This is a genomic window from Mesorhizobium sp. WSM4815 (assembly GCF_055811575.1).
This window is the reverse complement of record NZ_JBVVQS010000084.1, coordinates 52,407-67,523: the sequence shown is the minus strand read 5'-3', so window position 1 is coordinate 67,523 and position 15,117 is coordinate 52,407. Positions and strand designations below refer to the sequence as shown.

At 64.4% G+C, this 15,117-nt stretch carries 11 protein-coding genes and 2 pseudogenes; 3 read left to right on the top strand and 10 right to left on the bottom strand.

The window, feature by feature from the left end:
• Positions 1–14: 14 nt before the first annotated feature.
• Positions 15–845 carry an NAD(P)H-dependent oxidoreductase gene (locus AC0L2B_RS08655; RefSeq protein WP_473744952.1) on the top strand — a complete coding sequence of 277 codons (831 nt, stop codon included), beginning with the start codon at positions 15–17 and terminating at the stop codon, positions 843–845.
• Between the two features lie 49 nt (positions 846–894).
• On the opposite strand, the gene AC0L2B_RS08650 is transcribed toward AC0L2B_RS08655, so the two are convergent.
• The 5 genes and pseudogenes from AC0L2B_RS08650 to AC0L2B_RS08630 all read right to left on the bottom strand — a co-directional run bounded on the left by AC0L2B_RS08650 (position 895) and on the right by AC0L2B_RS08630 (position 6,495).
• Positions 895–1,620, bottom strand: coding sequence for a 3-keto-5-aminohexanoate cleavage protein (locus AC0L2B_RS08650; protein WP_473744951.1), 726 nt, complete (start codon positions 1,618–1,620; stop codon positions 895–897).
• Between the two features lie 217 nt (positions 1,621–1,837).
• Positions 1,838–2,557 (bottom strand): annotated as a pseudogene (locus AC0L2B_RS08645) (tetratricopeptide repeat protein); the annotation flags it as partial.
• Between the two features lie 56 nt (positions 2,558–2,613).
• Positions 2,614–2,940, bottom strand: a pseudogene (locus AC0L2B_RS08640) (tetratricopeptide repeat protein); the annotation flags it as partial.
• A 326-nt stretch (positions 2,941–3,266) separates the two neighbouring features.
• Complete coding sequence (locus tag AC0L2B_RS08635) at positions 3,267–4,622, bottom strand: sigma-54-dependent transcriptional regulator (RefSeq protein WP_473744949.1); 1,356 nt, start codon at positions 4,620–4,622, stop codon at positions 3,267–3,269.
• 13 nt (positions 4,623–4,635) lie between these two features.
• Positions 4,636–6,495 (bottom strand): sensor histidine kinase, encoded by a 1,860-nt coding sequence (locus tag AC0L2B_RS08630; protein ID WP_473520866.1) that lies wholly within the window; start codon positions 6,493–6,495, stop codon positions 4,636–4,638.
• 239 nt (positions 6,496–6,734) lie between these two features.
• Here AC0L2B_RS08630 and AC0L2B_RS08625 point away from each other — a divergent pair, with 239 nt between their 5' ends.
• Together AC0L2B_RS08625 and AC0L2B_RS08620 are read left to right on the top strand one after the other, a co-directional pair.
• On the top strand, positions 6,735–8,066 hold the full coding sequence (locus tag AC0L2B_RS08625) for a dicarboxylate/amino acid:cation symporter (RefSeq protein ID WP_027155097.1): 1,332 nt from the start codon (positions 6,735–6,737) through the stop codon (positions 8,064–8,066).
• A 532-nt stretch (positions 8,067–8,598) separates the two neighbouring features.
• Positions 8,599–9,663: a glycosyltransferase family 2 protein gene (locus tag AC0L2B_RS08620; protein WP_473510469.1), complete on the top strand. Its 1,065-nt coding sequence runs from the start codon at positions 8,599–8,601 to the stop codon at positions 9,661–9,663.
• Positions 9,664–9,898: 235 nt separating this feature from the next.
• Here the strand turns inward: AC0L2B_RS08620 and AC0L2B_RS08615 are convergent, their stop codons facing one another.
• From AC0L2B_RS08615 to AC0L2B_RS08595, 5 genes are all read right to left on the bottom strand, one after another.
• Positions 9,899–10,705 (bottom strand): ABC transporter permease, encoded by an 807-nt coding sequence (locus AC0L2B_RS08615; protein WP_023799169.1) that lies wholly within the window; start codon positions 10,703–10,705, stop codon positions 9,899–9,901.
• The gene (locus AC0L2B_RS08610; protein WP_023799168.1) at positions 10,705–11,538 is read right to left on the bottom strand and encodes an ABC transporter permease; all 834 of its coding nucleotides are present in this window, start codon (positions 11,536–11,538) and stop codon (positions 10,705–10,707) included. Before AC0L2B_RS08610 ends, AC0L2B_RS08615 begins: the two co-directional genes overlap by 1 nt.
• Before the next feature lie 24 nt (positions 11,539–11,562).
• Complete coding sequence (locus AC0L2B_RS08605; RefSeq protein WP_473744985.1) at positions 11,563–12,675, bottom strand: ABC transporter substrate-binding protein; 1,113 nt, start codon at positions 12,673–12,675, stop codon at positions 11,563–11,565.
• 92 nt (positions 12,676–12,767) lie between these two features.
• A complete protein-coding gene (locus tag AC0L2B_RS08600) occupies positions 12,768–13,862 on the bottom strand; it encodes an ABC transporter ATP-binding protein (protein WP_473744945.1) in 1,095 nt (364 codons plus the stop codon).
• Between the two features lie 324 nt (positions 13,863–14,186).
• Positions 14,187–15,083 (bottom strand): LysR substrate-binding domain-containing protein, encoded by an 897-nt coding sequence (locus AC0L2B_RS08595; protein WP_473744944.1) that lies wholly within the window; start codon positions 15,081–15,083, stop codon positions 14,187–14,189.
• Positions 15,084–15,117 lie beyond the last annotated feature (34 nt).

Genomic DNA, 15,117 nt, shown 5'->3' with positions numbered 1-15,117 from the left:
TTCGGAGTGGCCCCATGAAAGTCCTGCTTGTTTTTGCTCATCCTGAACCGCGTTCGCTCAACGGCGCACTGCGTGACGTCGCCATCAGGGAACTCGAGGCCCAGGGCCATGAAGTGCTGATATCGGACCTCTATGCCGATGGCTGGAAATCCGAGGTGGACCGTGCCGACTTTCCGTCGTGGCCGCCCGAAGAACGCTTCCTGCCGGCTGTAGCATCCAAAAAAGCTTTTGCGACCAACACGCTAACCGAAGATGTTAAAGCAGAGATCGACAAGCTGCTGTGGGCCGACACGCTGATCCTCCAGTTCCCGCTGTGGTGGTACGCCATGCCGGCAATCCTCAAGGGCTGGGTCGATCGGGTGTACGCCTACGGCTTCGCCTATGGCGTCGGCGAGCATAGCGACAAGCGGTGGGGTGACCGCTTTGGCGAGGGAACGCTCGCCGGCAAGCGCGCGATGCTGATCGTGACCGCCGGCGGCTGGGAGGAGCATTACTCCGCCCGCGGCGTCAACGGCCCGATCGACGACCTGCTGTTCCCGATCAATCACGGGATCCTTTACTATCCGGGCTACGACGTGCTTCCGCCGTTCGTCGTCTACAGAGTGGATCGTTTTGGCGAGGCCGATTTCGAGCCTGTCGCTGAGCGTCTGCGCGAAAGGATGCGGACGCTCGAGACAACCCGGCCCATTCCCTACCGGCAGCAGAATGGCGGCGACTACCACATCCCGAGCATGCAGCTCCGCTCTGAGCTGGGCGACCCGGGCGCAGCAGGGTTCGCGCTTCACGAGGATCGCGCAACCGCGAAATCGGCTACGCCGCGTTCGACTTTGCGGGACGTGGCCTGACGCAGCATCCCGAGAAGATCGGCAAGGCGCCCGAAGCCTACGGGATGAATCAACGACCGGCCCGGAAAATCGCAACCGCAGCAGCCGTCAGTGCGGCATTGCCTGATGCCGTAGTGCCGTCCGGAAGCTGCTTGCCGTCCTCCAGCCCGACGCGCGTCGACCAGTTGCGCTCCGCCGCCCTGCGCACGAACGGCCATACCGTGGCGTCGGCGCCGTGCAGCAGGATGGCGCGACGCACCCCTGCGTGGTCGAGCACCGCCACGATGCCGTCGCAGGCTTCCAGCGCCTCGTCCAATTCCTGCTCGGAAATCTCGATCAGGATGCGCAGCACCTGGTTGCCATGGTCGAGGCGGACCAGGCGCTCGGCATCAGCGACGGAGGCGAGCCCGGCCTCGATGCCGATGCCGCGCTGCCGCAGGCTTTGCATGATCTCGGGCGCGGCCTTCTCGCTCAGATTGACCGACGCATAGTCGGGCAATTCGCTCCAGCCGGCGATCGCCGCAAGTGTGCGCTCGTCATCATTCTCGATCCAGGCGCCGGTCGACACGCCAATCAGCGTTCCCGGGCAGGCGCGGCGCAGCGTCAGGATGGTACGGTCCATTGTCGCCGGGGCAAGGCTTTCGCGGCCGTCGAGCCCGCGTGCATGGACATGCAGCTCGGCCGCACCGGCGGCCACGCAGGACGCGCCGTCACGCGCCATGGCGTCTGCGTCAAGCGGCAGCTGCGGATGGAAATCGGCGCTGCGCGCGCCATTGATGCAGGTCTGGACAATCATGGACGTGCGCCCGGTTGCGGTTGCTCAGTCTAGCGCAGGGCCGCGAAGACTGTAATTGGTCGCGCGATCATCCTGACAGATGGGCGGCCAAGCCTGAACCAATGTGACAGAATGTGCCGGGCAAGCACCACGGCCCGGACTTCAATGCGCTTGCGCGCCTTGCAGGAGATGCGTCTGTCTTTCCGATCCCAAGTCTCGGCTGGGACTCATTCTTCTGTCACGGCATAACGTCCAGCGCACGTAATCTGGCGGCGGCGAGATGGCGCTCGATGTGGTCCTGAGGGCATTCGCTGGCCGCGCGCCGGTAAAGCGGCAATGCGCCTTCGGTGTGTCCCTGTAGTCGGTTGAACTCGGCGACGAAAAAATTCGCCTCACAGCGCTGTACGATTTTCGTGGCCATGCTCGCTCCGCCAGCCGCTGCCAGTACCTCGGCGGGGGTTTGTTCACCAAGAAACATATGCACTACCGGTGCCGGCCAGTTCGTCATGTCGAGCGTTTTGGCTGCTTCGCGCAAATGGCCGTCATCGCCACTGCTGCGCTCCAGGATGTGCCTCCAGATCGCGAGGTAGGCATTTCCAGGCTCGAGCGCCGCAGCTTTTTCGATGTCGGCCTGTGCTTTCGCAAGCAAGCCGAAAAGCAACTCCACGAGCCCCCGGTCTCCATAGGTGTGGCCGACGTTCGGGCTGAGGCTGATTGCGTGTGAGCAATCGGCTATCGCAAGCGCCTCGTTGCCCTTGGCGGCCCAAGAGAGGCCTCGGTTAGAATATGCGAGCGTATTCTTGGGATCGAGGGCAATCGCTTGACTATGGTCGGCGATGGCACGGTCAAAGTCACCCTTCCTGGCCCACACGACGCCTCGACTGTTGTAGGCATCCACATTTTTGGGATTGAGGCTGATCGCCTGGTTGAAATCGGCCATGGCGAGGTCATTGTCCCCCTTCCGGCCCCCGCTATGCCTCTACCGATGTAGGCACTGGCGAGCTTCGGATCGAGACGGGTCGCCTGGTCAAAATCGGCCATAGCACGGTCGAGGTCGCCCTTGCTTTTCCAGACAAGTCCTCGATTGACATAGATCGCGGCCTTTTTCGGTTCGAGCTTGATCGCAGTGTTGTAGTCTGCAATAGCGCGGTCATAGTCGCCCCTGCTGAACCAGACCCAGCCTCGACCATTGTAGCCTCTGGCCTGGTTCGGATCGAGGCTGATCGCCTGATCAAAATCGGCCATGGCGCGGTCGTGGTCACCAAGTTCCACCAGAGCGTTGCCACGCTTGCCATACGCGGTTTGTCGATCGTCGGCCGGCTCCGTCGTATCCTCGATCATGCGCGTGCAGGCGGCGATCCGCACGGTCGGCTCGACCTCGTCATCGCTGACGCAATCGCTGCTGGCTGCGAAGGCCGGGAAGGTCGAAACCGTCAGGACGATTGCGGCGGTCAGCGCCCACCCCGAAGACTTGAGCCACAGTCGAACCAATTTCACCACCCCAGCAATCGAAGCCCTGGCGCCGCAAGCGACGCGTGGCCGCATTCTAATCAACCGATTTCAGAGAGCAATCACTGGTTGCGCCCGTGAACCGGTCATCGAGTGGCGCCGAACGGGCAGGGATGATCTGGCCGCCCCCTGGGCAGCGCCCGCCTGCCGGCACCCCCTTACCTCGAAAACTCGCTGCGCACGATGCCGTGGCGCTGCAGCTTGTCATAAAAGGTCTTGCGCGGAATCCCCAGCGCTTCGATCGTGCGCCTGACGTCGCCCTCGTTGCGGTTAAGCGTCTCGCGGATGATGTCGGCCTCGTAGCGCTCCAGCCGTTCCGGCAGTTTCATGGCGGCATCCGGCTGGGCTGGGGCAGGGGATGCCACTCCTGCGTCTTCTTCCAGTCCAAGCACGAAGCGTTCGGCGAAATGCGCGAGCTCGCGTACATTGCCAGGCCAGTCATGGTCGCTCAGATGGCGGTGCACCGCGGCCGGCACCGCCGGCAGCGGACGCCGGAAGCGGGCGGCGGCGCGCTCGGCGAAGTAGAAGAACAGCAGGGCGACGTCGTCGCGGCGCTCGCGCAGCGGCGGAATGGAGATCGTCACCACGTTGAGCCGGTAATAGAGATCCTCGCGGAAAGCGCCGCGCTGGCGCGGATCGCCGAGATCGACCTTGGCGGCCGCAACGACGCGCAGGTCGACCGGCCGCATTTCGTTGGTGCCAAGCGGGGTGACCTCGCGCATTTCCAGCACGCGCAGCATCTGCACCTGTGTCGAGACCGGCATGCTTTCGATCTCATCGAGGAACAGCGTGCCGCCGCTGGCGTGCTCGATACGGCCGATCCGCTTCTTCTGCGCCCCGGTGAAGGCGCCGGCCTCGTGGCCGAACAATTCGCTCTCGATGACCGTCTCGGGCAGCGTGCCGCAATTCAGCGCGACGAAATTGCCCTTGGCGCGGCGACTCCAGCGATGCAAAAGGCTGGCCACCACTTCCTTGCCGGAACCGGTTTCGCCGGTCACCAGCACGTCGACATCGGTGTCGGCGATCTGGCGCAGCGTGCGGCGCAGCCTTTCCATCGCCGGCGTCTGGCCGATCAGCGGCAGGCCGTCCTGCGCCTCTCCGGCCGCCTCGCGCAAGGCGCGGTTCTCCATCACTAGGCGGCGCTTTTCCGCGGCGCGGCGCACGCTCTGCACCAGCCGGTCGGCGGCGAAGGGTTTTGTGATGAAGTCGTAGGCACCGTCCTTGATCGCCTTGACGGCAACCGCGATGTCGCCATGCCCGGTGACGAGGATGACCGGGATGTCCGGGTCCAGCCGCAGGATGCGGTTGAAAAGCTGCAAGCCGTCAATCTCAGGCATGCGGATATCCGACACCACCACGCCGGCAAAACCGGTGTCGAGCCTGGCCAGCGCCTCGGCCGCCACCGAAAAAGCCGAGACCGAAAAGCCGGCAAGCTCCAGCGTCTGCGCGGTAGCCTTGAGGAGATCGCTGTCGTCATCGACCAAGATGACCGGCGCTGCGTCGTCGTTCGTCATGCTGCCTTGGCCACTATGCTGCTTTCAAGAGATGGATGGCGAAGCGGGTGCCGCTGCCGTCGCTCGAAACCTCGATGCATCCGCCGTAGTCGGCGACGATATCCTTCGAGATGACAAGGCCAAGACCGAGGCCTTTTTCCTTGGATGTATTGAACGGCGTGAACAGCGATTTGAGAATCCCTGGCGGAATGCCAGGCCCGTTATCGGACACGCCGACCATCACGCCGTCCGCGGTCTCCTCGACCGAAACCCGCACATGAGCGTCGTTGCGGCCGTCCAGCGCTTCAAGCGCGTTCTGGAAGAGGTTGATCAGCACCTGTTCGAGCCGGACCCGGTTGCCCATGACCTTGAGGCTCGGCGGTGGCAGGTCGATCGCCAGTGCGTCGAGCCGGCCGGCAAAGCGGCTTCTCAACAGCACGACGGCGCCCTCGATGACACCGCGCAATGCGACAGGCTCGGCGGCGGTGCGGCCCTTGCGGGCAAAGGCCTTCAATTCTTCGGTGATGGTGCCGATGCGCTCGGTCAATGCTGCGATGGCGCCGAGGTTTTCCTCGGCGGGCGCGGTCTGCTTCCTGTCGAGGAAGACGCGGGCGTTGTCGGCATAGGCGCGTATGGTGGCAACCGGCTGGTTGATCTCATGGGCGACGCCGGCGGCGACCTGGCCGAGGATGGCGAGGCGGTTGGCCTGGACCAGATCCTGCTGCACCACCTGCAGCTTGGCTTCCGTGCTGCGATGGTCTGATATCTCCGCCTGCAGCCGATCGCGGGCACGGCTCAGATCCTCGGTTCGTTCGACGACGCGGCGCTCGAGTTCGGTGCGCGCCGCCTGTTCGGCGGCGATCCGCATTTGTCCCGACTGCCGGCGCCACAACAGATACGCAGCAAGGCCGAGCAACGGGACCAAGACGCCGAGCGCAAGGAGCCGCATTTCACGGGCCGCGGCGGCGATCGGCGCCTCGGCCGGGACGAGATAGTCGAGGCGCCAGGGGGTCGAAGGAACCGGGGCTGAAAGTCTCAGATATTCCGCGTCGCTGCCGCCGGGCGTCACCGCGTGGACGATGGATGTGTCCGGGCTGAGCGCCTGCGGGCGCGTGATCGGCAACGGCATCAGCGGTGCATCGCCGAACTGCTGGCTGTTCTGGATCGCGGCACGATCAGGCCCGGCAAGCGGCGCCGTCGTCATGAAGCGCCAGGACCGCACGCTGGTGATCAGGACGATACCGCGCTCGTCGCTGACATAGGCCGGGCGGTTCACCTCGTGCCAGTCGGCTTCGAGCTGATCGAACTCCGCCTTGACGACGACGACGCCGAGCGGTGCGGCAGCATCGCCGACGCGTCGCGAGATGTAGAGGCCTGGGCGTTTGCTGACATTGCCGAGCGCGAAATATTCGGCGGTTCCAGATTGCATCGCTGCGGAGAAATAGTCGCGGAACCGGTAGTCGTTGCCGACAAAGCTGATCGGGTCGCGCCAGTTGCTGGAGGCGATCGCCAGTCCGTCGCTGCCGATGACATAGAGCACCGAGGCCTTGGTGCCGGAGACCAGCCCTTCAAGCTTGCGATTCAGCACATCGATTGCAGCAGCACTTTTCTGCGCCAGCGCGTCGCGCACCTGCTGGTCTTCCGACAAAAGCAGGGGCAGGGCGCGCGGGCTTTCCAGAACGGCGCGCAATAGCGCGACCTTCAGATTGGCGTCGGTGCGGCCCTGCGCCGTCAGTGTCCCGAGCTCGGTGATGCGGCCATAGAGACCGGCGCCGTAAAGTGCGGCCGTGGCCGTCGCAAGGGCGATTACCGCAAACAGCAGCCAGGCACGGCGCGCTCGCCTGCCGAGTTGCTCGGGCGTCGACGGCAAGGCAGCGGCGGGTCGTTGCAGCATCGCCCATTTGTGCATGATTTCGCACAAAGCACAATTCGACCATGCGAACATCCGCACTTTGTGTGTGTGCGAGACGAACAACCAGTTCTGGAATACTCAATAAAATCAAAGGGAGAGGCTCTTTTCCGCGCACTTGGCACGGCAGTTGCAAACACGACTTCAGCGGTCGCGAGGCTGCTGGGTCAAATGCAAACGCTCCGGGAGGTCGAGCTTTCGATCGGAGCACAATGGAGGACGTCATGCAGACAGCATTCGCTGCCGCCGCGCCGCGCGGCAAACTTCCGTTCTACCGGCATCTCTATGTGCAGGTGCTGGCGGCGATCGCCGCCGGCGTGCTGCTCGGCCACTTCTATCCCGAAACCGGCGAAGCGATGAAGCCGTTCGGCGACGCTTTCATCAAGCTGGTGAAGATGGTGATCGCGCCGGTGATCTTCCTGACGGTGGCGACCGGCATCGCCGGCGTTTCCGATCTGCAGAAGGTGGGCCGCGTCGCCGGCAAGGCGATGATCTACTTCCTGGCATTCTCGACGCTGGCGCTTGTCGTCGGCCTCGTAGTCTCGAACGTCGTCCAGCCGGGCGCCGGCATGCATATCGATCCGGCCACGCTCGATGCCACAAAGGTGGCGACCTACACCGAAAAAGCGCACGACACCAGCATCGTCGGTTTCCTGATGAACATCATCCCCGACACGATCACCGGAGCTTTCGCAAAGGGCGACATCCTGCAGGTGCTGTTCTTTTCGGTGCTGTTCGGGCTCGCTCTTGCCGCGGTCGGCGATCGCGGCCGCCCGGTCGTCGATTTCCTGCAGGCATTGACCACGCCGATCTTCCGCCTCGTCGCCATCCTGATGAAGGCCGCGCCGATCGGCGCTTTCGGCGCCATGGCCTTCACCATCGGCAAATACGGCATCGGCTCGATCGCCAACCTCGCCATGCTGATCGGCACATTCTACCTGACGTCGCTGCTGTTCGTGCTGGTGGTGCTGGGCGCGGTCGCCCGCTACAACGGCTTCTCGATCCTGGCGCTGATCCGCTACGTCAAGGAAGAGCTGCTGCTGGTGCTCGGCACCTCGTCCTCGGAAGCGGCACTGCCGGGCCTGATGGCCAAGATGGAGCGCGCCGGCTGCAACCGCTCGGTGGTCGGGCTGGTCGTCCCGACTGGCTATTCCTTCAACCTCGACGGCACCAATATCTACATGACGCTGGCCGCGCTGTTCATCGCCCAGGCGACCGACACGCCGCTCACCCTCGGCGACCAGATCCTGCTGCTCGCCGTCGCCATGCTGAGTTCCAAGGGCGCCGCCGGCATTACCGGCGCCGGCTTCATCACGCTGGCCGCGACGCTCTCGGTCGTGCCGGCAGTGCCGGTCGCCGGCATGGCGCTGATCCTCGGCGTCGACCGCTTCATGTCGGAATGCCGGGCGCTGACCAACTTCATCGGCAATGCGGTGGCGACCGTGGTCGTGGCGCGCTGGGAAGGGGAACTCGACCAGACCAGGTTCGCTGCCGCGATGGCCGGCGACTTGCCGGAGGAAGCCGATCTGTCGCTGCCGGGGCTGCAGGCCGCGTGACTGATCAGGCCTGCCCCCATACGGCCCGGAGCCGGTTCGCCGGCTCCGGGAAAAGACGATTGGCCTTGTAAGCCGATGGTCGCGGCCGCGTATGATGCCTGGCACGCGGAGCGCGAAGTGGATGTCAGCGCCATTCCAACGCTGCATGCCGCCTGAGACGTAACAGGCTTGTGAGCCTTTGGTCTTGGCGTGGGGCTTGCTCCAGCCGCATTTGAAGGCCAGTATCCGCCATGCCTTCAAGGTGCCTGTCCGCTTCGGTCCCGACCTGATCGCGACCCAAGCCTTTCCGTCAGGCTCGGTTGTCGTGTCATCCGAGCCGAACCGTCGGAGCCCTTGCTGCCGTCGACCATGATCTCGGCGGCAGCTCTTGAAGGCAATGGCGGCCTCAGCATGAAGTCGCAAAGCAAGAGACGTGACCCGTCCTGACGAAAGGCGCGAGCCTTCTCCCAGGAATTCGTGGGACGCGCTTGAGGAGGAACCAGGCCCGCGCGCGGGTTTGCTGAAACCAAAGCAAGATGCGAGGTCAAATGCGATGCAGTCTGTCCCGAGGATTCCGGTATCCATCATCATTCCGAACTACAATTACGCGCGTTTCCTCAAACGCAGCATCGATAGCGCCCTCGAGCAGGACTACGCGGATGTCGAAGTCATCGTCGTCGATGATGCCTCGCAGGACAATTCCACGACAATCATGAAATCATATGGGGACAGGATCCTCGCCTGCCCGCGCGCGCAAAATGGCGGGCATGCGGCGGCGTTCAACACCGGGTTCGCGGCAAGCTCGGGCAAGATCGTCCTGTTCCTCGACGCCGACGATTTTCTTTATCCGACCGCCGTTTCCAGGATCGTCGACACCTGGGACGCGGCAACCGCCCAGGTGCAATCAAGGCTGCATATCGTCGACGAACGACAACGCATCAAGGACGTCTTTCCGCCGCCCGAACTGCCCTTCGACAGCGGTGACGTCATGCCGAAACTCCTGCACAAGGGCCGCTATCAGACGACTGTGACCAGCGGGCTGGCCTTTGATCGCACAACCCTCGAATCGATCATGCCTATACCGGAGGCGGAGTTCCGCCAGGGCGCCGATGGCTACCTTGTAACGCTGGCGCCCATGTACGGACACGTCCGGTCCATCGACGAATGCGTCGGCGCCTACCGGATCCACGGCGCCAACCATTCGGTGTTCGGTGAAAAGCTCGCCGAGCGGGCACGCTGGCGGGTAACCCACGACTTCCGCCGCATGCAGGCGCTGTCGGACCAAGCCTCCGGGATCGGCCTGACCATCGTTCCGTCGGAGGCTGTCCGCCACGATCCGGTCCACCTGGAAGAGCGGCTGGCGTCGCTGTGCGCGGACAGGCGCCGGCACCCCGTGGCCAATGATTCCCGGCTGGCGCTTGGGGCGGCGGGCGCCGTCGCCAGCCTCGAAATGACCGCGTCGCTGCGCCGGCGCGCCGTCCTTGCCGCCTGGTTCCTGTCGGTCGGGGTGCTGCCGCGGAAACTGGCGACGGCGGTGCTGTCGTGGAAGCTCGACGCATCGTCTAGACCGGCATTCCTGAGCCGTCTGTCCAAGTCGATCCGCCACGCCATGGGGTAGAAGAAGCTTTCAAAGGTTGGCAATCCTTCGCGCCCCCCTCTGTCCTGCCGGACATCTCCCCCACTTGGGGGGAGATTGGCCGTCATCTCCGCTTTCGCCAATCACTACCGCCGAAGGAGGGAGCCGTCGCCGAAAGCTGCCGATCTCCCCCCAAGTGGGGGAGATGGCCGGCAGGCCAGAGGGGGGCGCTGTCCCGCCAACTATCGAGCGGGATATGCGCTCCGCTTCGGACGCCCTACTGCCCCGCGCGCAGCCTGACCACGGCACTGCGCGCCGCCAGCACCAGCACCGTGATGATGATCAGGATCACCGAGAGGGCGGCGATCGCCGGGTCGATGTTGTCGCGCAGGCCCATCCACATCAGCCTGGGCAGCGTGATGGCGTTTACGGAGGTGATGAACAGGGTGACGCCGATCTCTTCCCAGGACAGCACGAAGGACAGCAGGGCGGCAGTGACGATGCCGAATTTGATGTTGGGCATGATGATGCGGGTGGCGCGTTCCCACACGGTGGCGCCGAGACCGCGCGCGGCAAGGTCGATGCGCCGGTCGAGCTGGCTGAGCGACACCAGGATCAGCACCGTGGCGAAGGGCACCGTCATCACAGCATGCGCCATGGCGACACCGAGCCAGGTGTCGTAGCCGAAGAACGAAGAGACGCCGGAGATCGAGGTCAGCAGGAAGTAGAGCGTGATCGCCGAAACCACCGGCGGCACCACCATCGGCAGCAGCACGAAGCCGACCAGCGCGGCGGTGAAGCGCGGCTGGAACATCCACACACCGAGGCTGAAGCACAGGGCCAGCACGGTGGAAAAGGCGCTGCTGACGACGCCGATCCTGATCGAGAGCAGGATCGAATTGATCCAGCGCGGATCCTCGATCAGCGCCCGGTAGTGGCGCAGCGACAATTCGCCGGACGGCATCGCCAGCATGCGGGTCGGCGTTAGCGACACCGGGATGACGGCGAGCAGCGGCAACAGCAGGAACAGCGCTACCAGTGCAGCGAGGATCAGCGAGACGGGGCCGGGGCGGTAGGTCGGCATCAGATCAGCTGCTTCGGTCTGACATAGCGGAACAGCAGCGCCATCAGCGTACCGACGAACAGCACCAGCACGACGCTGATCGCCGCCCCCAGCCCCCAATCCGGGCTCTGGAAGATGCGCAGATAGATCAGCTCGGCGACCATCACGCTGCGGCCGCCGCCAAGGATCGCCGGCGTCACGAAGAAGCCGAGCGAAAACACGAAGACGATGAGCGCCGAGCCGATGATGCCGGAGCGGGTCATCGGCACGAACACCGACCAGAAGGTGCGCATGCGGCTGGAGCCGAGCCCGCGCGCCGCCAGCAGCACGCGGTCGTCGAGGCTGCGCATCGAGGACGCCAGTGGAAACACGGCGAAAGGAATGAGGAAATGGGTCATGCCGACGATGACGCCGAATTCGTTGCGCACCAGCGTCAGCGGTTCCGAGATGAAGCCGATCGCCTGCAGCCAGGTGTTGAACAGGCCGCGATTGGAAAGCAGCGCCACCCAGCCGAAGGCGCGCGTCAGCACCGAGATCCAGAATGGCACCAGGATGCAGAACTCGGCGATCACCCGCTGCGCCGGCGTGCCGCGCACCCAGACCACGGTGATGGCGTAGGCGGCGGCAACCGAAACAATCGTGACGATCGCAGCGATGCGCAGCGTGCGGACAAACACCGACTGCACCAGCGGGTCGCTAAGCAGCGTGCCATATTGCCCGAGCCCCGGCTCGGGCAGGGTGAAGCTCCAATTGACGACGCCGAAGAATGGCCAGGCGTAGGCGGCGCCAAGGAACAGCAGCAGCGGCGCCATCAACAGCGCCGCGCCCATCCTGTCGGAGAGATATGCTTTCATCTCGGCTCCGGTTATCCCGGTCTATCAGGCGGAGATGATCTTCGTGTATTCGTCGAGTGCGGCCCCGTAGTTCTTGGCGTACCACTCCATGTCGAGCGGGATCTGCTTCTTCATGTTTTCGGGGTCGACCGGGTTGATGCGCTTCTTGTCGGCGGGGATCAGCGCGTCGGTGGCCGGATTGGCCGGGCCCTGGCCGAGCTTGTCGAACATGATCAGTTGCTTCTCCGGATCCTGGGCGCTGGCAATGAACTTCATCGCCGCGTCCTTGCCGCCGGGATTGCCCTTGAGCACGGCGAGCGCGCCGGGCGAGATCAGGCCCTGGTCCCAAATGAATTTGATCTTGCCGCCGGAATCCTGCTCGATCAGCGAGGCTCGGGTCGACCAGACGATCGCCATCGAAGCCTCGCCGTCGAGCAGCACGCTCTGGCTCTCGGCGCCGCCGCCCCAATAGGCAACGACATTCTCCTTGAAGGCGGCGATCTTGTCGTGCGCGCGCTTGAGATCGAGCGGGTAGAGCGAGGCCGGCGCGATGCCGTCGGCGAGCAGTGCCGCTTCCCAGCTCGACACGCCCCATTTGTAGAGGGAGCGCTTGCCGGGGAATTTTGCCACGTCGAAGAAGTCGGCCATGCCGGTCGGTGCCTGGCTGCCGAATTTCTCGGAATCGTAGGCGATGACATAGGAGAAGAAATAGGTCGAGGCGGCGTGCTCCCAGCCGAAGCCAGGCCGCATCTTGTTCTTGTCGACGATCGAATAGTCGATCGGCTCGAGCATGCCCTGCGCGCCGAGCGTGATCGCCGAGAACGGGTCGACGTCGACCAGGTCCCAGGTCGGAGCGCCGCTCTTGAACTGTGCGGCGATCGCACCCTCGGTCGGACCGGAGCCGTCCATCTTGACGGTGATGCCGGTCTCCTTGGTGAACGCCTGGCCATAGGCCGCGTCATAGGCGGTGATGGCGTCGCCGCCCCAGTTGACCAGCACCAGTTCCTTGGCTTGCGCGAAGGCGCCGGTCGAGCGCACCAGCATCGGCGGGCCGGCCAGCACGAGTGCGGCCAACTGCGTGAACTGCCGGCGCGAGATCTCGCCGCGCACCGCCCTGGCGGACAGTGTCTCGATGGCGTGTTTCCTGGTGTCGCTCATCTCTGAATTGTTTGTCATGTCAGTTCCCCTTTTTTGTCGTTGATATTTCCCGAGAGCCAGCCTGGCGAATTTCAGCTTCGCCACGCCGATCGTCATTGTCCTCCGGCCGGAAGGAGGAAACCTTTTTCCGCAGGCCATGTCAGCCATACGGAATTGCCCTTGCTGAGTGCCGAAGCGGCGACCTCGTTCGGCACCGAGACCGTCACCTTGGCACCTTGGCGCGTGGTGAGATCGAGCCGCGTCGCAGCGCCGAGATAGGTCGAGGCGACCGCAGTCGCGGCGATGCCGTTCTCGCCGGCTGTCGCTTCGGGGGCGATCGACATGTATTCGGGCCGGATCGCCAGGATGGCGTTGCTGCCGACGGCGCTTGCATTGCCGCGCAGGGTGATGGTGCGGTCTTCGCACAGGCCGGTGGCGCCGTTGTCGGCGTTGCGAACGCCCTTCAGCGGCAGCATGTTGATCTCGCCGAGGAACTCGGCGACGAAGCGGTTGGCCGGCCGGTCGTAGACCTCGTCAGGCGCCCCGACCTGCAGCAACTTGCCGTGGTTGAAGATGGCGACGCGCGACGACAGCGCCAGCGCCTCGCTCTGGTCATGGGTGACGAAGACGAAGGTGGTGCCGGTTTCCTGGTGCAGCCGCTTCATCTCGGCCTGCATCTGGCCGCGCAGGCCCTTGTCGAGCGCCGAGAACGGCTCGTCGAGCAAAAGCACACCCGGCTCGAACACCAGTGCGCGGGCCAGCGCCACGCGCTGCTGCTGGCCGCCGGACAATTGCGACGGCAGTTTCTTCTCGTGGCCCTTCAGCCCGACGCGCTCGACCATCTCACCGACGCGACGCTTGATCTCGGCCGCCGACTTCTTGCGCACCTTGAGCGGGAAGGCGATGTTGGCCTCGACGCTCATATGCGGGAACAGGGCATAGCCCTGGAACACCATGCCGGCGGCACGCTGCTCGGCCGGCCGCTCGGTGATATCGACGCCGTCGCTGTAAAGGCGGCCGTCGGTCGGCTGCACGAAACCGGCAAGGATCATTAAGAAGGTGGTCTTGCCCGAACCCGACGGCCCGAGCAGGGTCAGGAACTCACCGCGGCCGATATCGAGCGTCAGATCGTCCAGTGCACGGAACGAGCCGAAGCTCTTGCCGATCCCGATTGCCTTGATCTCTGCGGCACGGCCGGGTTGCTGCATCCTGCCTTGTCCTCAATGTGATTGAAATCGTAGGCAGGCCCGCGGCTCACCGCAACCGAATAGTTTTCGCCTGATCGGCAAATTTGATTCATCTGTTGTTCACATGGGAGAGGCGAGCGGGACGCTCGAGCTGCCAATCTCCCCCCGTGTGGGGGAGATGTCCGGCAGGACAGAGGGGGGCGCTGTCCCGCCAGCCTATCAACTATTTGGAGCGGTCCATCGCTGGTTTCAGAGTTGCTGGAAAAGCTAGCGTTCCTTCGCGCCCCCTCTGCCCTGCCGGGCATCTCCCCCACGAGGGGGGAGATTGGCGCTTCATCGTCCCGCTCAATACGGATGGATTCTATTCTCCGACAGTTTCGACCTCAGCCACCTCCCGAACGCCTCCAGCACCGGATGCGCCGCCTTGGCATGCTCGGAAACGAGAAAATACGAGCGTGGCGAACTGATTGCGATGTCGAAGGGGCGCACCAGCCGGCCTTCGCTCAGCGCCCGGCGGCTGGTGAGTTCGTCGCCCATGGCGATGCCCTGGCCGGCGATGGCGGCCGAAAAAACCAGGTTCATGTCGGAAAAGAAGATGCCGCCCTCGGTGTCGGGATTCTCGACCTTCGACAGCGCCAGCCAGCGCGCCCAGTCCTCGGTGTCGCCGAGATGCAGGAGATTGGCGCGCAGCACGTCGGCCGGCCTGGAAAAGCCGCCGATCTTGTTGAGCAGCGTCGGGCTGCACAGCGGCGTGAACGAGATCTCGCACAACAGCTCGACCGCGCGGTTCGGCCAGTTGCCGACGCCGAAGGCGATGAAGGCGTCGGCGTCGGCATTGCTGACGTCGTCCAGCCGCCGCGGCGTCAGGATGCGCAGCGCGACATCGGGGTACATCTGCCGGAATTCGCCGATGTGCGTGCACAGGAACAGCGAGGCGAAGCCCGGCGTGCAGCTGACGCTGAACGAGCCGCCGACGCCGGTGCCGGCATGGCGCGTTACCGCATCGCCGAGCACCGTCAGCGCCTTGCGCACGTCACTGGCGTAACGCTGGCCGCGCGGTGTCAGCGCCACGCCCTTGCCGATGCGCTCGAGCAGATCGAAGCCGAGATCGCGTTCGAGCAGCCGCAATTGATGACTGACCGCGCTGCGGGTCAGATGCAGTTCGTCGGCGGCGCGCCAGACGCTGCCGTGGCGGGCGAAACTGTCGAGGGCGCGCAGCGCCTGAGTCGAGGGAATTCTCAAGAGGTGAACCGAATTTGCATGAGCCGGGAAAACA

What these genes read in the sequence shown, in the direction of transcription:
- AC0L2B_RS08655 (WP_473744952.1), top strand. Translation starts at nt 15, where the DNA reads ATGAAAGTCCTGCTTGTTTTTGCTCATCCTGAACCGCGTTCGCTCAAC.
- AC0L2B_RS08650 (WP_473744951.1), bottom strand. Translation starts at nt 1,620, where the DNA reads ATGATTGTCCAGACCTGCATCAATGGCGCGCGCAGCGCCGATTTCCAT.
- AC0L2B_RS08635 (WP_473744949.1), bottom strand. Translation starts at nt 4,622, where the DNA reads ATGACGAACGACGACGCAGCGCCGGTCATCTTGGTCGATGACGACAGC.
- AC0L2B_RS08630 (WP_473520866.1), bottom strand. Translation starts at nt 6,495, where the DNA reads ATGCTGCAACGACCCGCCGCTGCCTTGCCGTCGACGCCCGAGCAACTC.
- AC0L2B_RS08625 (WP_027155097.1), top strand. Translation starts at nt 6,735, where the DNA reads ATGCAGACAGCATTCGCTGCCGCCGCGCCGCGCGGCAAACTTCCGTTC.
- AC0L2B_RS08620 (WP_473510469.1), top strand. Translation starts at nt 8,599, where the DNA reads ATGCAGTCTGTCCCGAGGATTCCGGTATCCATCATCATTCCGAACTAC.
- AC0L2B_RS08615 (WP_023799169.1), bottom strand. Translation starts at nt 10,705, where the DNA reads ATGCCGACCTACCGCCCCGGCCCCGTCTCGCTGATCCTCGCTGCACTG.
- AC0L2B_RS08610 (WP_023799168.1), bottom strand. Translation starts at nt 11,538, where the DNA reads ATGAAAGCATATCTCTCCGACAGGATGGGCGCGGCGCTGTTGATGGCG.
- AC0L2B_RS08605 (WP_473744985.1), bottom strand. Translation starts at nt 12,675, where the DNA reads ATGAGCGACACCAGGAAACACGCCATCGAGACACTGTCCGCCAGGGCG.
- AC0L2B_RS08600 (WP_473744945.1), bottom strand. Translation starts at nt 13,862, where the DNA reads ATGCAGCAACCCGGCCGTGCCGCAGAGATCAAGGCAATCGGGATCGGC.